Source organism: Pseudomonas sp. St290 (genome assembly GCF_018325805.1).
Lineage (GTDB): Bacteria > Pseudomonadota > Gammaproteobacteria > Pseudomonadales > Pseudomonadaceae > Aquipseudomonas > Aquipseudomonas bijieensis.
In genome coordinates this window covers 1,035,450-1,055,155 of record NZ_AP014703.1, presented here as the reverse complement: position 1 = coordinate 1,055,155, position 19,706 = coordinate 1,035,450, and the positions used below count along the sequence as shown (strand labels likewise).

The 19,706-nt window shown below is 63.3% G+C and carries 13 protein-coding genes and 1 pseudogene; 6 read left to right on the top strand and 8 right to left on the bottom strand.

Translation table 11 applies throughout. The features are described 5' to 3' along the window. The first annotated feature begins 6 nt into the window (after positions 1-6). From PBDP_RS04435 to PBDP_RS04420, 4 genes are all read left to right on the top strand, one after another. Positions 7-660 (top strand): ABC transporter permease, encoded by a 654-nt coding sequence (locus tag PBDP_RS04435; RefSeq protein ID WP_003197757.1) that lies wholly within the window; start codon positions 7-9, stop codon positions 658-660. Then, entirely contained in the window at positions 657-1,814 is a 1,158-nt protein-coding gene (locus PBDP_RS04430) for an osmoprotectant ABC transporter ATP-binding protein OsmV (protein WP_109753509.1), read from the top strand. Before PBDP_RS04435 ends, PBDP_RS04430 begins: the two co-directional genes overlap by 4 nt. Positions 1,815-2,312: 498 nt before the next feature. Continuing rightward, positions 2,313-3,476 carry a type III PLP-dependent enzyme gene (locus tag PBDP_RS04425; RefSeq protein ID WP_072341133.1) on the top strand — a complete coding sequence of 388 codons (1,164 nt, stop codon included), beginning with the start codon at positions 2,313-2,315 and terminating at the stop codon, positions 3,474-3,476. A 324-nt stretch (positions 3,477-3,800) separates the two neighbouring features. Then, positions 3,801-6,326, top strand: a complete 2,526-nt coding sequence (locus PBDP_RS04420; protein ID WP_212801879.1) for a PepSY domain-containing protein — start codon at positions 3,801-3,803, stop codon at positions 6,324-6,326. Between the two features lie 142 nt (positions 6,327-6,468). Here the strand turns inward: PBDP_RS04420 and PBDP_RS04415 are convergent, their stop codons facing one another. The 4 genes from PBDP_RS04415 to ptsP all read right to left on the bottom strand — a co-directional run bounded on the left by PBDP_RS04415 (position 6,469) and on the right by ptsP (position 13,775). Next, positions 6,469-8,010 carry an alkaline phosphatase D family protein gene (locus PBDP_RS04415; protein ID WP_212801878.1) on the bottom strand — a complete coding sequence of 514 codons (1,542 nt, stop codon included), beginning with the start codon at positions 8,008-8,010 and terminating at the stop codon, positions 6,469-6,471. Positions 8,011-8,212: 202 nt separating this feature from the next. Next, positions 8,213-9,955, bottom strand: coding sequence for a PTS fructose-like transporter subunit IIB (locus tag PBDP_RS04410; protein ID WP_163855330.1), 1,743 nt, complete (start codon positions 9,953-9,955; stop codon positions 8,213-8,215). Positions 9,956-9,969: 14 nt separating this feature from the next. After that, positions 9,970-10,911 carry a 1-phosphofructokinase gene (gene pfkB, locus PBDP_RS04405; protein ID WP_109753504.1) on the bottom strand — a complete coding sequence of 314 codons (942 nt, stop codon included), beginning with the start codon at positions 10,909-10,911 and terminating at the stop codon, positions 9,970-9,972. Next, the gene (gene ptsP / locus PBDP_RS04400) at positions 10,911-13,775 is read right to left on the bottom strand and encodes a phosphoenolpyruvate--protein phosphotransferase (RefSeq protein WP_109753503.1); all 2,865 of its coding nucleotides are present in this window, start codon (positions 13,773-13,775) and stop codon (positions 10,911-10,913) included. Before ptsP ends, pfkB begins: the two co-directional genes overlap by 1 nt. 289 nt (positions 13,776-14,064) lie before the next feature. Between ptsP and cra the strand changes: the two genes are divergently transcribed. Both cra and PBDP_RS04390 read left to right on the top strand, forming a co-directional pair. Next, a complete protein-coding gene (gene cra / locus PBDP_RS04395; protein WP_109753502.1) occupies positions 14,065-15,060 on the top strand; it encodes a catabolite repressor/activator in 996 nt (331 codons plus the stop codon). 20 nt (positions 15,061-15,080) lie between these two features. Then, positions 15,081-15,857 (top strand): TatD family hydrolase, encoded by a 777-nt coding sequence (locus tag PBDP_RS04390; RefSeq protein WP_212801877.1) that lies wholly within the window; start codon positions 15,081-15,083, stop codon positions 15,855-15,857. Between the two features lie 123 nt (positions 15,858-15,980). On the opposite strand, the gene PBDP_RS30235 is transcribed toward PBDP_RS04390, so the two are convergent. The 4 genes and pseudogenes from PBDP_RS30235 to ampD all read right to left on the bottom strand — a co-directional run bounded on the left by PBDP_RS30235 (position 15,981) and on the right by ampD (position 19,680). Continuing rightward, on the bottom strand, positions 15,981-16,685 hold the full coding sequence (locus PBDP_RS30235) for a methyl-accepting chemotaxis protein (RefSeq protein WP_370873796.1): 705 nt from the start codon (positions 16,683-16,685) through the stop codon (positions 15,981-15,983). A gap of 153 nt (positions 16,686-16,838) precedes the next feature. Beyond that, positions 16,839-17,042 (bottom strand): annotated as a pseudogene (locus PBDP_RS30230) (HAMP domain-containing protein); the annotation flags it as partial. Positions 17,043-18,286: 1,244 nt separating this feature from the next. Further along, positions 18,287-19,123: a regulatory signaling modulator protein AmpE gene (ampE, locus tag PBDP_RS04380; RefSeq protein ID WP_109753499.1), complete on the bottom strand. Its 837-nt coding sequence runs from the start codon at positions 19,121-19,123 to the stop codon at positions 18,287-18,289. Next, entirely contained in the window at positions 19,120-19,680 is a 561-nt protein-coding gene (gene ampD, locus PBDP_RS04375) for a 1,6-anhydro-N-acetylmuramyl-L-alanine amidase AmpD (RefSeq protein ID WP_109753498.1), read from the bottom strand. The genes ampE and ampD overlap by 4 nt, the downstream gene beginning before the upstream one ends. Positions 19,681-19,706 lie beyond the last annotated feature (26 nt).

Genomic DNA, 19,706 nt, shown 5'->3' with positions numbered 1-19,706 from the left:
AAAGCCATGGATTTTCTTGACGCCTTTTCCCATCTGGACTGGCCGCTGGTGCTGCACCTGACTTGGCAGCACATCACCCTGGTGGGCATCGCCGTGACCCTGGCGATTGTCGTCGGCGTGCCGCTGGGCATCTTCATGACCCGCTTTCCGGCGCTCGCCGGCCCATTGCAGGCCAGCGCCACGGTGCTGCTGACGATTCCGTCGATTGCCCTGTTCGGCCTGTTGCTGCCGTTCTATTCCAAATTCGGCCAGGGCCTGGGGCCGATGCCGGCGATCACCGCCGTGTTCCTCTATTCCCTGCTGCCAATCATGCGCAACACCTACCTGGCCCTCACCGGCGTCGAACCGGGCATCCGTGAAGCCGCCCGTGGCATCGGCATGACCTTCGGCCAGCGCCTGCGCATGGTCGAACTGCCCATCGCCGTGCCGGTGATTCTGGCCGGCGTGCGCACCGCCGTGGTCATGAACATCGGTGTCATGACCATCGCCGCCACCATCGGTGCCGGTGGCCTGGGCGTACTCATCCTCGCTTCCATCAGCCGCAGCGACATGTCGATGCTGATCGTCGGCGCCGTGCTGGTCAGTCTCCTGGCCATCTTCGCCGACCTGCTTCTGCAATGGCTGCAACGCTCGCTGACCCCAAAAGGACTATTGAAATGATCGAACTTCAAAACCTCAGCAAAACCTTCAAGAGCAACGGCAAAGACGTCAAGGCCGTGGACTCGGTGAACCTGATCGTCAACGAAGGCGAGATCTGCGTGTTCCTCGGGCCGTCGGGCTGTGGCAAAAGCACCACGCTGAAGATGATCAATCGTCTGATCCCGCCCACCTCGGGCAAAGTCCTGATCAATGGCGAGGACACCACCGGCCTGGACGAAGTGACCCTGCGTCGCAACATCGGCTACGTGATCCAGCAGATCGGCCTGTTCCCGAACATGACCATCGAGGAAAACATCACCGTGGTCCCGCGCCTGCTCGGCTGGGACAAGCAGAAATGCCACGACCGTGCCCGCGAGTTGATGAGCATGATCAAGCTCGAGCCCAAGCAATACCTGCATCGCTACCCCCGCGAACTGTCAGGCGGCCAGCAGCAACGGATCGGCGTGATCCGCGCCCTGGCGGCCGATGCGCCACTGCTGCTGATGGACGAACCCTTCGGCGCGGTGGACCCGATCAACCGCGAGATGATCCAGAACGAGTTTTTCGAGATGCAACGGGCGCTGAACAAGACCGTGATCATGGTCAGCCACGACATCGACGAAGCCATCAAGCTGGGGGACAAGATCGCGATCTTCCGCGCCGGCAAGCTGGTCCAGTGCGATCACCCGGACACCCTGCTGGCGCATCCTGCCGATGAGTTCGTCAGCAACTTCGTCGGCCAGGACAGCACCCTCAAGCGCCTGTTGCTGGTCAAGGCCGAGGACGCGGCGGACAACGCTCCGTCGGTCAGCCCCGAGACGCCGGTGAATGAGGCCCTGGAGCTGATGGACGAACATGACCGCCGCTACGTGGTGGTCACCTGTGCCGAGAACAAGGCCCTGGGCTATGTCCGCCGTCGCGACCTGTACCGCCAGGCCGGCACGTGCGGCCAATACCTGCGCGAATTCAACGCCACCGCCGCCTACGACGAACACCTGCGGATCCTGTTGTCGCGCATGTACGAGTTCAACCGGTCGTGGCTGCCGGTGATGGACGCCGAGCGGGTGTTCCTCGGTGAAGTGACCCAGGAATCGATTGCCGAGTACCTGAGCTCCGGTAAATCCCGTGGGGGCAAGACCAGCATTGTTTCGCCGGCCGAGACAGCGTTGGTCTGATCAGGCACCGCAGGCTTTGTGGCGAGGTTTTTGTGGCGAGGGAGCTTGCTCCCGCTGGGTCGCGAAGCGGCCCCCAAAAAAGCGATGAGCGCTTCGCACTCAAGCGGGAGCAAGCTCCATCGCCACAAAGCCCCCCCCATTGAATAGCCTCAATAAACCTATTGAGGGGAACATCAATCTGTCACGCCGGTCGGTTACATCATGAGCTGTCGCGGGCCGCACGACGGATGTGTGCAAAAACGCGACATTTTTAGTTGATCTCAGGCCCCTCACGCCCTAAAGTTCGCGCCGAACGTCCATGCTGGAAACGATCCATCCGGCTCAAGTACTGACGACGAGACAGCAAGGCCAAGGGAATCATGCATCCCATGGCCTTTTTGCTTTCGGCGACATGCCTTGGGAAGTAGGCGAACCAAAGTGGGGATACGGAGGACGTTCACGAGGGCTGCTTGCCCTCACACCCATTGATCCTGATGTTTGCCAGTAGGAGTCCCAAGTATGTCGATCCAGGTCGAAGATTATTTCGCGCGCGAAACCTTCCAGAAAATGAAGGCGTTCGCCGACAAGCAGGAAACCCCGTTCGTGGTGATCGACACCGCGATGATCGCCCAGGCCTATGACGACCTGCGCGCCGGTTTCGAATTCGCCAAGGTCTACTACGCCGTCAAGGCCAACCCGGCGGTGGAAATCATCGACCTGCTCAAGGATAAAGGCTCGAACTTCGACATCGCCTCGATCTACGAGCTGGACAAGGTCATGAGCCGCGGCGTGGGCCCGGATCAGATCAGCTATGGCAACACCATCAAGAAATCCCGCGACATTCGCTACTTCTACGAGAAGGGCGTGCGCCTGTACGCCACCGACTCCGAAGCCGACCTGCGCAACATCGCCAAGGCTGCGCCGGGCTCGAAAGTCTATGTGCGCATTCTCACCGAAGGCTCGACCACCGCTGACTGGCCGTTGTCGCGCAAGTTCGGCTGCCAGACCGACATGGCCATGGACCTGCTGATCCTGGCTCGCGACCTGGGCCTGGTGCCGTATGGCATTTCGTTCCACGTTGGCTCGCAACAGCGCGACATCAGCGTCTGGGACGCAGCCATCGCCAAGGTCAAGGTGATCTTCGAGCGTTTGAAAGAAGAAGACGGCATCGTCCTGAAGCTGATCAACATGGGTGGCGGCTTCCCGGCCAACTACATCACCCGTACCAACAGCCTGGAAACCTACGCCGAGGAGATCATCCGCTTCCTCAAGGAAGACTTCGGCGACGATCTGCCGGAAATCATCCTGGAGCCGGGCCGTTCGTTGATCGCCAACGCCGGTATCCTGGTCAGCGAAGTGGTGCTGGTGGCGCGCAAGTCCCGTACCGCCGTCGAGCGTTGGGTATACACCGATGTGGGCAAGTTCTCCGGCCTGATCGAAACCATGGACGAAGCCATCAAGTTCCCGATCTGGACCGAGAAAAAAGGCGAGATGGAAGAAGTGGTCATCGCCGGCCCGACCTGCGACAGCGCCGACATCATGTACGAAAACTACAAGTACGGTTTGCCGCTGAACCTGGCCATCGGTGACCGCCTGTACTGGCTGTCGACCGGTGCCTACACCACCAGTTACAGCGCGGTGGAATTCAATGGCTTCCCGCCGCTGAAGTCGTTCTACGTATAACGCGCTGATCGCCGGCCCCGAAAGCCCGTGACTGTGTCACGGGCTTTTTTGTGGGAGCAAGACTTGCCCGCGATGGAAGCGGTTTTCCAGAAGTCGAGGCGCCTGTTTCGCGAGCAAGCTTTGCTCCCACAGTCCAGCGGGGCGATGCGACGTTTCGATAGATCTCCTCGCCACAAGGAGGTGTTCGATACATCATCCACTTAGACAATCGGCCACAAAATAGCCCCGTTCATCCCCATAGAGCATGGCTTTTATGTGTGTTTATTAATGATTCTCGATAACATGCGCGCCGTGATGAACAGTAATGACTCAAAGGCGGGCGACGTGTTGAAGAAAACCCTGTTCCAGTTGCACTGGTTTTTCGGCATCAGTGCCGGGCTGGTCCTGGCGTTGATGGGCGTTACCGGGGCGGCGGTGTCGTTTCAGGATGAAATCCTGCGAGCCTTGAATCCGCAGGTACTGACGGTCGAGAAGCAACCGGCCGGCGTCCTGCCGCCCGCCGAACTGGTGGAACAGATCGAGGCCGTCACCGGCAAGACCGTCGCCATGCTCTGGGTCGAGACTGACAGCGGCAACGCCGCGCGGGTGATCTTCGCGGCACCGCCTGGGGAAAAGCGCGGGCCAATGCGCTATTTCAATCCGTACAACGCTCAGTTCATGGGTGATGTGGTGGGCCAGGATTTCTTCGGCCTGCTGCTCAGGCTGCACCGCGTCCTGACCCTGGATGACGTGGGCCGGCAAATCACCGGTGCCTGCACGTTGATCCTGGTGTTTTTCTGCCTGTCCGGGCTGTACTTGCGTTGGCCGCGCCAATGGAAAAGCTGGCGCGCCTGGCTGACCCTCGACTGGGGGAAAAAAGGTCGTAGCTTCAATTGGGACCTGCACTCGGTGGCAGGCACCTGGTGCCTGCTGTTCTACCTGCTGGCGGCACTGACCGGGCTGACCTGGTCCTACGAGTGGTACAACAAAGGCGTGACCCGCCTGCTCTCGGACTCGCCCAAGGAAGAACGGGTGCGCAATCGCGGCCCGGCTCCTGAGGGCCCGCCGCCGATCGCCGATTACCGGGCGATGTGGAGCAGCATCTACAGCGCCGCCGGCCCGGGTTTGTCCGCCTATAACGTGCGCATGCCGCCCGTGGCCGGGCAGCCGGCCACCGTGTTCTACTTGCTGAAAAACTCGCCCCATGACCGGGCACTGAACCAGCTCATCCTCGACCCGGCCACCGGCGTTGTCAGCCGACACAGCCGCTACAGCGACAAGAGCCTCAAGGCGCAATTGCTGACCAGTGTGTATGCCCTGCATGTCGGCAGTTACTTCGGCCTGGTCGGGCGGATCCTGGTGACCGTCGCCGCGCTGACCATGCCGCTGTTCTTCATTACCGGCTGGTTGTTGTACCTGGACCGCCGCCGCAAGAAACGCCAAGTCCGGCAAGCCCGCCAGGCACTCATCGCGCCCCCGGACCATGCACCGGCCTGGCTGATCGGCTTCGCCAGCCAAAGCGGTTTCGCCGAGCGCCTGGCCTGGCAGACCGCCGGCCAACTCCAGGCGGCCGGCCTGCCGGTGAAGGTCCAGCCGCTGGCTGATGTTCGTGAGCAGGACTTGAACGACACCACCCACGCGCTGTTTGTCGTCAGCACTTTTGGCGACGGCGAAGGGCCGGACAGTGCCCGCGGTTTCGAACGCAAGGTGCTGGGCCAGGCCTTGAGCCTGGAGCGCCTGCAATATTCGGTGCTGGGCCTGGGCGACCGGCAATATGAACACTTCTGTGGTTTCGCCCGACGCCTGCACGCCTGGCTGGCGGAACACGGCGGCAAGACCCTGTTCGCGCCGGTGGAAGTCGACAGCGGCGACCCTTACGCCCTGCGCCACTGGCAACAACAACTGGCCGAACTGACCGGCCAGGCGCCAGTGGACACCTGGCAGGCACCCAGCTTCGAAAACTGGACCCTCAGCCAACGCACCCTGCTCAACCCCGCCAGCAGCGGCTCGGGCGTGTACCTGCTGGGCCTCACCGCCCCCGGCCCGAGCAGTTGGCTGGCCGGTGACCTGGTGGAAATCCTGCCGCGCAATGACCTGTGGGCCATCGAGCATTTCCTCGACGGGCTCGGCCTCTCCGGCCACGCACGCGTGCAAGTCGATGGCCTGGCCCAGAGCCTCGTTCAGGCGCTGGCGACCCGCCAACTGCCGGAGAACCGCTCCCATCTGGTTGGCCTGCATGCCCAGGCACTGGTGGATGCGCTGGCGCCGCTGGCAATGCGCGAGTATTCCATCGCCTCGATCCCGGCCGACGGAGTGCTGGAGCTGATCGTACGCCAGGAGCGCCATGCCGACGGCAGCCTGGGCGTCGGTTCCGGCTGGCTGACCGAACACGCACCGCTGGGCAGCGCCATCAGCCTGCGGCTGCGTCGCAACAGTAGCTTCCATCTGCCGGCCCAGGGCGTGCCGATGATCCTGCTGGGCAACGGCACCGGCCTGGCCGGCCTGCGCAGCCTGCTCAAGGCCCGCGTCGCCGAGGGCATGCAACGCAACTGGTTGCTGTTCGGCGAACGCAACCGCGAACACGACTTCCACTGCCGCGACGAACTGCAGGAATGGGTGACTTCCGGCGACCTGGAACGCCTGGACCTGGCGTTCTCCCGGGATCAGCAACAGAAAATCTACGTCCAGGATCGCCTGCTGGAATCGGCCGCACTGCTCAAGCAATGGCTGGCCGACGGTGCGGTGATCTATGTCTGCGGCAGCTTGCAGGGCATGGCGTCAGGGGTGGATCACGTGCTCAACATGGTGCTGGGGCGCGAGGAAGTGGAGCGGCTGATCGAGCAGGGGCGGTATCGGCGGGATGTCTACTGACAGACCCTCATCCACAGCCACACACCATCCCCTGTGGGAGCGAGCCTGCTCGCGATAGCGGAGTATCAGACAGCCTATGTGTCGGCTGACAAACCGCATCGCGAGCAGGCTCGCTCCCACAGAAGATAACTACAGCCAATCATCAAACCGGCTGCAACTTCTTCTCGAACACCGCCACGCCTTCCAGATCCCGCAACACCACGCTCATCTCCCCGCTCGGCCCGTCGATGTTCACTTCGCCAAAGAACTGATACCCGGCGAACGGCGAGGTGTTCTGGGCCGGTGGGGCTTTCTGGAACACCACCTCGGGGCCGAAGGTCTTGTCCAGGGCATTGGGCCCGAAGCTGCCAGCGTTCAATGGTCCGGCGACGAATTCCCAGAACGGTTCGAAATCCTGGAACGCGGCTTGTTCGGGGTGGTAGTGGTGAGCGGCGCAATAGTGGACATCGGCGGTGAGCCAGACGTAGTTGCGCACTTGATGCTTACGCAGGTAACCGAGCAATTCGGCGATTTCCAGCTCACGCCCCTGGGCCGCGCCCGGGTCACCGTTGGCGACCGCTTCCCAGCGCGGCACGCCGGGGCTGACCTCGCCATCCGGCACGCCCAGGCCGATGGGCATGTCGGCGGCGATGACTTTCCACTGGGCACGGGAGTGCTTCAATTCGCGCTTGAGCCAATTCAATTGCTCACGCCCCAGGAACGGTTTGGCCGCGCCGAGGTTGGCGTCATTGGCTCCGCGGTAACTGCGCATGTCCAGCACGAACACATCCAGCAGCGGCCCGTAACCGAGCTTGCGGTAGATGCGCCCACCGCCGTCGGCCTTCTGCCGGCGCATCGGTGCGTATTCCAGCCAGGCCTGTCGCGCCCGGCCGACGAGGCTGTGGATATCCTTGGTCTGGTAGCGCTCGTCCAGTTGCTTGCCCGGCGACCAGTTGTTGACCACTTCATGGTCGTCCCACTGCCAGATCTGTGGCACTTCGGCGTTGAAGCGGCGCACGTTTTCGTCCATCAAGTTGTAGCGATAGTTGCCGCGATATTCATCCAGGGTCTCGGCGACCTTGCTCTTGGCTGCGGTGGTGAGGTTGCGCCAGACGCGTCCACCCTCGGTGGTGATCTGCGCCGGCACCGGGCCGTCAGCGTAGATGGTGTCGCCGCTGTGGATAAAAAAGTCCGGCAGGCGCAGGCGCATGGCTTCGTAGATGCGCATGCCGCCGATGTCCGGGTTGATCCCGAAACCCTGGCCGACGGTATCGCCGCTCCAGACAAAGCGGATGTTGCGCTTGAACTGCGGCACGCTGCGCAGGTGGCCAAGCCAGGGCTCACTGGCGACGCCGCTCTGGGCGTCTTCGAAATGCACGCGGTAGAAAATCGCCTGGTCGGGCGGCAAGCCGGTGAGTTCGACCCGGGCGGTGAAATCGCTGCGCGAGTCGGCCAGTGGCGAGACGAAGCGGCGGGGATTGCTGAATTTGCTGCGGGTGTCCCACTCCACCACCATCCGCGCCGGGCGGTCGCTGCGGCTCCAGATCATCGCCCGGTCGCCCTGCAAGTCGCCCGACTGCACCCCCTCGGTGAGCACCGGCCGATCCTTGACCGAAGCCATCACCGCCGGCGCCAGCCCCGGCAACAACAACCCCGCCCCCACGGCTTGCATCACACGGCGACGGCCCAGGTCGAATTCGCTCATGGTGTTCTCCCTTGAAATGGGAAAACTTAAGCATGGCTCTGTGAAATGGCTGTGACAGGAATTTTATAACCACCCCAAAACCACTGTGGGAGCGAGCCTGCTCGCGATTGCAGAGTGTCAGGCAACCCATTTGTCGACTGACACACCGCTATCGCGAGCAGGCTCGCTCCCACAGGGAATTTCATTGCTCAAATAAAAGTGATCAAGCCTTCGCCGGCTCCAACGCCATCTCCACCACCTCAGGCCGCTTGAGCAGCGCATACGCCACTCCCGTCAGCAGGCTCCCCGCCACGATCGCCAGCAAATACAACAGCGCATGGTTGATGGCGTTGGGGATCAGCATCACGAACAGGCCGCCGTGAGGGGCCATGAGCTTGCAGCCGAAGTACATCGACAGCGCACCGGTCAGCGCGCCGCCGGCGATGCTGGCCGGGATCACCCGCAGCGGGTCCTTGGCGGCGAACGGAATCGCCCCTTCGGAGATGAAGCACAGCCCCAGCACCAGCGCCGCTTTACCGGCCTCGCGCTCGGTCTGGGCGAATTTACGCCGGGCGATGAAGGTGGCGATGCCCAGGCCAATCGGCGGCACCATGCCGGCGGCCATGGTCGCGGCCATCGGCGCATAACTCTGCGACGCCAGCAGCCCAACCGAAAACGCATAGGCGGCCTTGTTGATCGGCCCGCCGAGGTCGACGCACATCATCGCCCCCAACAGCACGCCCAGCAGAATCGCATTGGTGGTACCCATGCTGTCGAGGAAATGGGTCAGCCCTTCGAGCATGCCCGCCACCGGTTTGCCGACGATGTAGATCATCACCAGGCCGGTGATCAGGCTCGCCAATAGTGGGATGATCAGGATCGGCTTGAGCGCTTCCAGGCTCTGGGGCAGGCGCGCGTAGCGGTTGATCGCCTTCGCCACGTAACCGGCCAGGAAACCGGCGATGATCCCGCCAATGAAACCGGCGCCCAAGGTGCTCGCGAGCAGCCCGCCGATCATGCCCGGCGCCAGGCCCGGGCGGTCGGCGATGGAATAGGCGATGTAGCCGGCCAACAATGGCACCATCAATTTGAACGCGGTGTCGCCGCCGATCTGCATCAGCGCGGCCGCCAGCGTGCCGGGCTCCTTGAAGGCGGTGATGCCGAACACGAACGACAAGGCGATCAACAGACCACCGGCCACCACCATCGGCAGCATGAACGACACACCCGTCAGCAGGTGCTTGTAGACGCCGGTCTTCTCCGACTTGGCCGGGGCGCTGGCGCCGCTCGACGCACTTTCCTGGCGACCTTCGACCAACGCCTTGTTCAGCGTCGCTTCGGCCTGTTTCAAGGCAATGCCCGTGCTGCAGCGGTAGATTTTCTTGCCGGCAAAACGCTCGGTGGCGACTTCGATGTCGGTCGCCAGCAGCACCACGTCCGCCTCGGCGATGGCCTCGGGGCTCAGCGGGTTGCGTGCGCCCACCGAACCCTGGGTTTCCACTTGCAGGTCGTAGCCCAGCTTCTTCGCTGCCTGCTGCAATGCCTCGGCGGCCATGAAGGTATGGGCAACGCCTGTCGGGCAGGCGGTGATAGCGACCAGGCGTGGCGCGCGTTCGCTCGACACCGTTGGCACCTGCTCCACGACATCCGAGGCGAGAAAGACCTTGGCCTCTTCGGCGCCGCGCCGCAGCACCGAATCGACGTCTTGCAGGGCCTGGGCCGGCGTGCTGCGGAACAGACGCTTGCCGACGAAACGCGACATATCCACCGGGCCGCTGGCAACCAGCAAGACCCATTCGGCCGCTTCGAGAGTCGCGGCCGATAACTGGCGTTCCGGATGGGCGGCGTCATGGACTTCGACACTGGTGCTCCAACCCTGGCGCTGAGCCGCGGCGTCCAGCAGGCGGGCGCACAACACACTGGTGACCATGCCGTTGGGGCAGGCCGTCACAATGGCTAGTTTCATTCTTGCGAACCCTCTTATTGTTCTGTCAGGGGGCGCACGCGCACGCCCTGTTCAAGCGACGCCAGCAACGCGGTGTCGTGGATGCCAAAACCGATCTGCGTGACCGCCATGGCGGCGATGGCCGTGGCAGTGCGCAGTGTCTGTTCCGGGGTGTCGGCGCTGAGCAGGCCATGCAGCATGCCCGCCAACAGCGAATCCCCGGCGCCCACGGTACTGGCAACACTGACCTTGGGCGGCGAGGCATGCAGCGCCGCGCCGACACTGAACCAGTTCACGCCATCGGCACCGTGGGAAATCACCACATGCTCGACGCCCTGGGCATGCAGGCGCTGTGCCGCTTGCGCCTGGGCCATTTCGCTCACCACCTCGCAACCCAACGCGTCGGCCAGTTCCTCGGTGTTCGGCTTGATCAGCCACGGCCCCGCCGCCAGGGCGACGCGCAAGGCTTCGCCACTGGTATCGAGGGCCACGTTCAGGCCGAGTGTTTTCAAGCGAGTGATCAAGGCCTGCAACCATTGCGGGCTGACGCCCCGAGGCAAGCTGCCCGCTACCACGACCACGTCATGGCCGGGGGCGATCTGCTCCAGCCGCGTCAGCAAGGCCTGTTGTGCGGCTTCATCGACCACCGGGCCGGGCCCGTTGAGGTCAGTGATGCGCCCGTCCTGCTCGGCCAACTTGATGTTGCTGCGGGTTTCGCCGGGGACCCGGATAAAGGCGTCGACGAAACCGCGCTGGGTGAACAGCGTCTCGAACACCTGGGCATTGTCTTCGCCCAGAAAACCACTGACCGTCAGCGTATGACCGAGATCGGCCAGCACCTGGGCCACGTTCACGCCCTTGCCGGCGGCGTGGGCGTGCATGGCGTCGCTGCGGTTGACCTGGCCCGGCTCCAGGCGCGCCAACTCCACCGTGAGGTCGAGCGCCGGGTTGAGGGTCAGGGTAAGAATCTTCGCCATTACAGCGCCTCCACTAATGCGCGCACATCATCGGCGCTGCCCACGGCCAAGGCCTCTTGGGCCAAGGTTTGTACTTGCGCCAGGCTCAATTCGCGCACGCGCGCCTTGACCTCGGCAATGCTGCGGGCCGAAACACTCAACTCATCCACGCCCAGGCCCACCAGCACCGGTACCGCCAGCGGATCGGCCGCCAGTTCGCCACACACCCCCACCCATTTGCCATGGGCATGTGCAGCGCGCACGGTGATGTCGATCAATTGCAACACGGCCGGGTGCAAGCCGTCGGCCTGGGCCGAAAGCGTCGGATGACCGCGGTCGATCGCCAGGGTGTATTGCGTCAGGTCGTTGGTGCCGACGCTGAAGAAGTCGACTTCCTTGGCCAGCACCGGTGCTAGCAGCGCGGCGGACGGTACTTCGATCATGATTCCCAGTTGCAGGTCTGCCACGGGGATTTCCAGGCGCAGGCGCTCGGTCATGGCCCGGGCCTGGCGCCACTCGTCGACGCTGCCCACCATCGGGAACATGATCCGCAGCGGACGGTTGTCCGCCGAGCGCAACAAGGCACGCAATTGCGCTTCCATGACCTGCGGACGCTGCAGCGTCAGGCGAATGCCACGCACACCGAGGAACGGGTTTTCTTCTTTCGCGATCGGCCAGTACGGCAGCGGCTTGTCGCCGCCCACGTCGAGGGTGCGCACCACCAGCGGCCGCCCGGCCAGGCCATCGAGGACCTTGCGGTACTCGGCTTCCTGGGTCGCTTCGTCGGGCGCCTGGGTGTGGGCCATGAAGATCAGTTCGGTGCGCAACAGGCCAATACCTTCGGCGCCCTGCTCCACCGCGCTGGCGACACCGGCGCTCTCACCGATGTTGGCGAACACTTCCACAGCATGACCGTCACGGGTCAGCGCCGGTTGGTGGCGCTGCTCAGCGGCGATCTTGAGGCGCTGCTCGCGGGTGTCGCGTTCTTCCCTGGCTCGTTGCAAAGTGGCGGCGTCAGGGTCCACGTGCAAGCGACCGCGCTGGCCATCCAGCAGCAAGGACGTGCCCGGCGCCAGCAGCAGCACCGCCGCACCGGCGCCCACCAGCGCCGGAATGCCCAGGGCCCGGGCGACGATGGCGCTGTGGGCGGTGGCGCCGCCACGGGCGGTGAGAATCCCCGCCACACGCGTCGGGTCCAGGCGGGCCACGTCGGATGGGCCGACTTCGTCCATCACCAGGATGTAGGGTTGATCCGGCTCGTTCGGGGTTTCGACGCCGCACAGTTGCGCCAGCACACGACGGCCGACATCGCGCAGGTCAGCGGCGCGTTCGGCCAGCAAGGCATCCTGCAAGGCCTCCTGCTCTTTCGCGGCGGCTTCGATCACGCCCATCCATGCCGCTTGCGCACTCTCACCCAGCTTCAAGCGGGTGTCGACTTCGTCGGTCAGTTCCGGGTCGTCGAGCATTTCCTGGTGAGTGATGAAGATCTCGCGGATGGCCTTGGCCTTGGCGCGTTCGATCAGGCCTTGGATGTCACGGCGTACCTGGTTCAAGGCGTTTTGCAGGCGCTCGCGCTCGATGGCTGCCGATTCACCGCGCAACGGATAGTCGATAGCCTGCAAGACCTGGATGTGCGCCGGGCCGATGGCGATGCCCGGGGCGGCGGCGACGGCCTGGATCAGGCTGCCGGGCTCGGGGGCCAACATGACGGTCGCGACTTCGGCCATCACGGTTTCCCGTGGCGCACTGGGCGGCGGCAGCGGTTCGACGTCTTCGCCAAGGCCTTCTTCGATGGCCGCCAGCAGTGCCGGCAACGCATCGGCGGCAATGCTCGGCTCGGCGATGAACTCCAGGACCTGGCCGCGACGGGCGCCCAGGCTCAACAGTTTGCTCAGGCTCTTGGCCGACACGGCGCTGTCCTGACCGTCGACAATGCGCACGCGGATCTCGCCTTCGAAGCTTTTCGCCAACTGGGCAAGAATTTTCGCCGGACGGGCATGCAAGCCGTGAGCATTGGCCAGGCCGATACGCGCGCTGGGCCAATCGGCGGGCAATTCGCCGCCGAGCACTTCCAGTACCTTGCGGCTGCTGGTGGCGCGGCCCAGTTCGTGGCCGCGACCTTCAATCAGCAAGGCGCAGAGCCGTTCCAGCAAGGCCTGGTGGGCCTCGCCGAGGCTGGCGAGGCAGAACAGACCGCTCAAAGGTTGCCCCAGGTAACGGATCGGTTTGTCCGGGGTGACGAAGGCCAGGCCCGGGCGCTTGACCGTCTGCTCGCTGTGCAGCCACCACAAGCCATCGCCCAGGGGCAGCGCATCGACTTGCTGCAACACCCCGGCAAAGCCGTTGCTCACGCAGTCGGCCTGGCGCAGCAGGCGGGCGCCGCGCCATACCAGCTCTTCAAAATCGTCAGCCGACACACCGAGGCCGATCATCTGGGCATCCAGGGCCAGTTCCTGTGGCGCGCCTTGCAACAGTTTCAACAAGGCTTCGGCGGAACCGGCACGGCGCAGGGCCTGGCCCAGGTCAGTCTCGCCAAGGGCGCGGGTCAGCAGTTGCAGCAGGCGCAAGTGCTCGTCGGACTTGGCCGCGATGCCGATGGCCAGGTAGACGATCTGACCATCGCCCCAATCCACGCCCTCGGGGAATTGCAACAGACGCACGCCGGTGGAATAGACCAGGTCGCGGGTTTGCGGAGTGCCGTGGGGGATGGCAATACCTTGGCCAAGAAAGGTCGAGCCCTGGGCTTCGCGGGCCTGCAAGCCGGCGAGGTAACCTTCGGCTACCAGGCCATCGGCCACCAGTTTGTCAGCGAGCAATTGCAGTGCAGCGTCTTTATCCACAGCCGTCTGAGCCATGGATATCTGCTCTAGAGTGAGCTCGAGCATGCTTTCTCCTTTTTGGCGTCCGGGTTGGCGCCAGGTATTGTTTTGAATGAATCAGCTTAGCGTTACAGGACGGCTTTTGGCGGTATCGCGGCAGCACCGCCAAAAATCCTGCTAGCCTTGAAAATACGCTTGCTGAAACGTTTAATCTAGAAAGATTGGCACGTTACTCGATAATCTCTCATCGTTGAAGTGCAACTTGTCGTAAGCGCTTGGACGGTGATCACCCTCTTGAATCGGGTAGGATGGCCCTTATCGTCAGGGCTAACTCGAAAAAACAAGGAAAACCGGGTTGAAACTCAGTGATATTGCCCAACTGGCCGGTGTGTCCGTAACCACCGCCAGCTACGTCATCAACGGCAAGGCCGAACAGCAACGCATCAGCAGCGCCACCGTCGAACGGGTGCGGGCGGTGGTCCAGGAACACGGCTTCACGCCCAACCCCCAGGCCGCCGGGCTGCGCAGCCGGCATACGCGCACCCTGGGCTTCATCCTGCCCGACCTGGAAAACCCCAGTTACGCACGCATCGCCAAGTTGTTGGAACAAGGCGCACGAGCACGGGGCTACCAGTTGCTGATCGCCAGCTCCGACGACGCGCCCGACAGTGAACGACAACTGTTGCAGTTGTTCCGCGCCCGGCGCTGCGACGCGCTGATCGTCGCCAGTTGCCTGCCGGCCGGAGACGACAGTTACCTGCAATTGCAGGCCAAGGGCATTCCGATCATCGCCATCGACCGGGTGATGGACCCGGCGCGGTTCTGCTCGGTGATCAGCGACGACCGCCAGGCCAGCCTGCACCTGACGCGCAGCCTGCTGGAGACCCACCCTCGGCAAATCGCCTTGATCAGCGCCCGTCCCGAATTGAGCATCAGCCAGGAACGGGCCGCCGGTTTTCGCGAAGCCCTGGCCGGGTTCGAGGGCCAGGTGCTGATCGAGCACGGCGAGTCGTTCAGCCGTGAATGCGGCCGCCAGTTGATGGATGAAATGCTCACGCGCCTGGGGCATCTGCCCGACGCGCTGATCACGACGTCCTACGTGCTGCTGCAAGGGGTGTTCGACGCCCTGCACGATTTCCCGCTCAAGTCGCGGCCGTTGCGCCTGGGTACGTTTGGCGACACGCAGTTGCTGGATTTCCTGCCGCTGCCGGTCAATGCCATGTCCCAGCAGCATCAGCTGATCGCTGACAAAGCCCTGGAGCTGGCGCTGGCGGCCATCGAAAACGATGACTACCAGCCAGGCGTGCAGGCCATCGCACGGACGTTCAAGCAGCGTATTCACCAGGGTTGAAGACTCTTCAGGATTGATGCATGGAGTTGATCGACACCCACACCCACCTGGACTTTCCGGACTTCGATGCGGACCGCCCGGCGCTGCTGGCCGAAAGCCGAGCCCTGGGTGTGCGGCAAATGGTGGTACTGGGCGTGTATCGGGACAACTGGCAGCGGGTCTGGGACCTGGTGCAAAGCGACCCCGACCTGCACGCCGCCCTGGGCCTGCACCCGGTCTACCTTGATCAGCATCGCCCCGAAGACCTGACGCAATTGCGCGAGTGGCTGAGCCGCCTGGCCGGGCATCGGCAGCTGTGTGCAGTGGGGGAAATCGGCCTCGATTACTACATCGAGACCCTCGACCGTGAGCGCCAGCAAGCGTTGTTCGAGGCGCAACTGCAACTGACGGCGGAGTTCGAACTGCCGGCGCTGATCCATGTGCGCCGTAGCCATGCCGCCGTGACTGCCACCCTCAAGCGCATTGGTCTCAAGCGCGGGGGAATCATCCATGCCTTCGCCGGCAGTTTTGAGGAGGCCCGCGAGTACATCAAGCTCGGCTACAAGCTCGGCCTCGGTGGCGCCGCCACCTGGCCGCAGGCCCTGCGCATGCATCGGGTGCTGGCGAAATTGCCGCTGGAAGCGGTGGTGCTGGAAACCGATTCACCGGACATGGCTCCGGCGATGTTCCCCGGTCAGCGCAACAGCCCGGCGCATTTGCCGGCGATTTGCGAGGCGCTGGCGGGGCTCATGGCGGTGAGCCCGGAGCGGCTGGCCGAGGCCAGCACGGCCAACGCCCGCGAATTGTTCAACTGGTGACCCCTGTGGGAGCGAGCCTGCTCGCGATTGCAGTGTGCCAGACAATATATTTGTCGACTCATACACCGCTATCGCGAGCAGGCTCGCTCCCACACTGGTTCGGCAGTGAACATCATTGTGTAGCTAAACCCTGAATGCATTGATCAGTTGTTTGAGCTGCACCACCTGGGCGGACAGCTCACGGCTGGCGTTTTCGGTCTGGTGGGCGCCTTCGGCAGTTCGTTCGCCAGCGCGGTTGATCTCGACGATGTTCTGGTCGATGTCATGGGCCACGGCCGTTTGCTGCTCCACAGCGGCGGCGATCTGCTGGTTCTGGTCGACGATCATGCCGACCGCACCCAGGATATTTTCCAGGGCCTGCTGGACCTTTTCCGACTGACTGACAGTGCCGCTGGCCATCTCATGGCTGGAGCCCATGGCCTTGACGGCGGCGCCGACACCGCCGTGCAGGCGGGTGATCATCGCTTCGATTTCTTCGGTCGATTGCTGGGTGCGCTTGGCCAGGGTCCGCACTTCATCGGCCACCACCGCAAAACCGCGCCCCTGCTCACCGGCCCGGGCCGCCTCGATGGCGGCATTGAGCGCCAGCAGGTTGGTCTGCTCGGCGATGCTCTTGATCACATCCAGCACGCGGCTGATGGCCTGGCTGTCGGTCGCCAGTTGATTGATCACCTGTACCGACTGATCGATCTCGCTGGCCAGGCGGGCGATGCTGCCCTGCTGGGATTCCACCAGCCCACGCCCGCTGAGGGTTTCATCATTCACGCTGTGGGCGCTGCTGACCGCAGCGGCGGCACTGCGGGCTACCTCCTGGGCCGTGGCCGACATCTGGTTCATCGCCGTGGCCACCAGTTCGATCTGGCTGCGCTGACCGGCGACGGCCTGGTTGCTTCGGGCCGATACCGTTTCCACTTGCCCGGCCTGACGTTCGACTTCCGCGACGGTGCGGCCGACCTGTTCGATCAGGTCATGGATCTTCGCCACCGTACCATTGAACACCTCACCCAACTCGCCCAGCTCATCCTTGCTGCGAGCCACGAAATTGACCGTCATGTCCCCTGCCGCCACCTTGTCCATCATCTGGCCCAAGTGCTGGAGGGTGGTGCGGGTCGATGCGTAGAAGCCGGCGTACAGGTAAAAAATCAACAGGAACACCAGCACCAGTGCCACGGCTTGCAGCACCATGTGACTGCGGTTCTGCTCCAGGCGCTGCTGCAACTGCACGCCGAGAAATTCCTGGGTCGCTTCGTTCAGCCGATACGTCTGCGCCATCAGGCCGCTGACCTGCTCAAAGAATGCCGGCCAAGGTGCATCGAGGGTGTCGGCCATCACCACCTGCTCCTCGATCAGTTCCGAGGCTTTCTTGAGGCTGCTCTTGCTGCCGTCGGCCTGGACGGCCAGGGCCTGCCCGGCGGCCTTGCTGGAAGCGAGGGCGTCCTGCAGTTTCAAATCATATTCGCCCTGAAGCTTTTCGATCTGCGCCAGCAACTCGTCGAAACGGGTGCTCGATGCCGAATTGAGAAACCCCAGCCCCAATGAGGATGCCCCCAGTGCCCGCCCCTCTCCGAGGATCTGGGTGACCTTGGGGGTCGTGCCGATGATCAACTCGCTGAGCTGACGGATGTCGCTCTGGTTGTCGCGGCTGAGCCCCGCCTGGCTGGCGATGATCTGGCTGAACATCTGGGCGCTGTTGAGCAACTTGCCGATCAGCGCACTTTTGCTCTGCAGGGAGCTTTCGGCCTGCTGGGCCTTGAAAGCGCCGATCATCTCGTCGCGCTTGGCCTCGAAGGCGCTGACCTGCTCCGGCTCGATGGCCATGGCGGTCATGCCTTGCAGGCGTGCGAGAACCTGTTGCTCCAGGCTGCCGATCTTCGCTTCCACATCACCGGCCTTGCCGGACTGGCCCAGGCTGGCGTTGATCTGTACCAGGTTGTTGAGGGTTTCCAGGTCCCGACGCAAAGTCAGGCTGCTGCCTAGCAAATCGAGGCTTTGCAGCTCCACTTGTGTGCCCTGGAATTCCCGATAGGAATCGCGCACCAGAAAGAAGTTGGTCACCAGCATGGGAAGCAGGAACAGCACGCTGATCAGGCTGAACTTCATGCCGAAGCTCAGGCGGTTCATCAGCGCGACGGCGGGCCAGAGCAAACTCTTCACAAGGAAGTCTCCCGGTAGTGTTCTTATTGTTATGAGCTCGCGCACGGAGACAGCAGAAAGCCACTATTCGGGCGCTGTCCCTGTATAGCCTAAATCGGCGGGGAGATTTGTAACTTAAGGTTAACGAGGCCCATCACCCGTTCCCTGTGGCGAGGGGATTTATCCCCGTTGGGCTGCGGAGCAGCCCCATAGATCTCAGGCTTTAGAGTGATAGGGGCCGCTTCGCGCCCCAACGGGGATAAATCCCCTCGCCACAAGGAAATGTGTTGGTGTTCTCAGGCCAACACCGTCCACAACGCAAACCCGGCATACCAGAGCACCGCCGCACGCAGCAGCAACTCCCAGAGACGGTCCAGGCTGTTGATGCCGTCCGGTCCGGCGACGGGCTTGGGGATCTCGCCAGCCACCAGGCCGACTTTATCGATGAGTTCGGCGGCGCTGATGTTCCAGTTCAACAGCTCATGCAGCATGACCCGGCTGACCGCGACGAAATTGCCCACCAGGGCGAAGCTTGCCGCCAGCAACCGCACCGGCACCCAATCGAAGGCATGGCGCATTTGCGTGGCCCGCTCGGCCACGCCGGGGTTCTGGCTGTGCTCGGCAGCCAAGGCCAGCAATCGATAACTCAGGGCCGCCACCGGGCCGAGCAGGAAGTACCAGAAAATCACCGCGAAAAAGCTCTGGTAGGCCTGCCACAACAAATGCCCTTGGACCCGCTCCAGCAACTGCTCGCCATCATCGGCTTCGATGTCCAGGTCGCGCTTGGCCACATGAGCCGCCGCTTGCAGGTCTTCCCGGCGCCACGCGTCGCGAAACGGTCCCAGGTCCGCCAGTAGATCACCGCGCCCCAGGCTGTAAATCACCACCAGCAAATGCACCGGCAGCGCCAGCAGGCCATAGGCTACCGGTTCCAGCACCCACAGCAGCAACGCCAGCAGCGCCACGGGCAGCAGGACCATCACCGTCAGCACCAACCAGGGTCGGTCGACCCAACGTGGGCTCGCCTCGAGCTTGTTCAGCTCGTGCAGCCAACCGCCGTCGCGCTGGACCCGCTGGCGCAAGGCCGAGAACTTCTCGATCCAGACGGCCAGCAGCAACACCAGAAAACTCATTGTCCTTCCCCTTCTGTCAGGGCCGCGCGATAGCGCGCCCAGTCGAATGCCGGTCCTGGATCGGTCTTGCGCCCCGGGGCGATGTCGCTGTGCCCGCAGATACGCTGCACAGTGATCGCCCTGAACGCCGCTTGCAACTGCCGGGTCAGGTCCACCAATGCGGCATATTGCGCGTCGGTGAACGGCAGATCATCGGTGCCCTCAAGCTCGATGCCCAGGGAAAAATCGTTACAGGTCTCACGTCCCTCGAAACACGAGACGCCCGCATGCCATGCGCGATCCAGACAAGAGACAAACTGGGTCACGGTGCCGTCACGCTCGATCAGAAAATGCGCAGAGACGCGCAGGTCGGCGATACCGGCAAAGTAGGGATGTTCCGTGACATCCAGACGATTCTGGAAGAATTCCTGCACCTTGCCCGTGGCGAACTGTGCCGGTGGCAGGCTGATGTTGTGGATCACCAGCAGGGAGATTTCGCCTTCGGGGCGCGCATTGAAGTTGGGCGATGGGCAATGACGCACCCCCTCGCACCAACCGCTCGCGGAGTCCAACTGCATACAGGTTCCTTCGATGACGACGGTGA

What these genes read in the sequence shown, in the direction of transcription:
- PBDP_RS04425 (WP_072341133.1), top strand. Translation starts at nt 2,313, where the DNA reads ATGTCGATCCAGGTCGAAGATTATTTCGCGCGCGAAACCTTCCAGAAA.
- ampD (WP_109753498.1), bottom strand. Translation starts at nt 19,680, where the DNA reads ATGCAGTTGGACTCCGCGAGCGGTTGGTGCGAGGGGGTGCGTCATTGC.
- PBDP_RS04415 (WP_212801878.1), bottom strand. Translation starts at nt 8,010, where the DNA reads ATGAGCGAATTCGACCTGGGCCGTCGCCGTGTGATGCAAGCCGTGGGG.
- ampE (WP_109753499.1), bottom strand. Translation starts at nt 19,123, where the DNA reads ATGAGTTTTCTGGTGTTGCTGCTGGCCGTCTGGATCGAGAAGTTCTCG.
- ptsP (WP_109753503.1), bottom strand. Translation starts at nt 13,775, where the DNA reads ATGCTCGAGCTCACTCTAGAGCAGATATCCATGGCTCAGACGGCTGTG.
- PBDP_RS04430 (WP_109753509.1), top strand. Translation starts at nt 657, where the DNA reads ATGATCGAACTTCAAAACCTCAGCAAAACCTTCAAGAGCAACGGCAAA.
- PBDP_RS04390 (WP_212801877.1), top strand. Translation starts at nt 15,081, where the DNA reads ATGGAGTTGATCGACACCCACACCCACCTGGACTTTCCGGACTTCGAT.
- PBDP_RS30235 (WP_370873796.1), bottom strand. Translation starts at nt 16,685, where the DNA reads ATGTCGGCCACGGCCCAGGAGGTAGCCCGCAGTGCCGCCGCTGCGGTC.
- pfkB (WP_109753504.1), bottom strand. Translation starts at nt 10,911, where the DNA reads ATGGCGAAGATTCTTACCCTGACCCTCAACCCGGCGCTCGACCTCACG.
- PBDP_RS04410 (WP_163855330.1), bottom strand. Translation starts at nt 9,955, where the DNA reads ATGAAACTAGCCATTGTGACGGCCTGCCCCAACGGCATGGTCACCAGT.
- PBDP_RS04435 (WP_003197757.1), top strand. Translation starts at nt 7, where the DNA reads ATGGATTTTCTTGACGCCTTTTCCCATCTGGACTGGCCGCTGGTGCTG.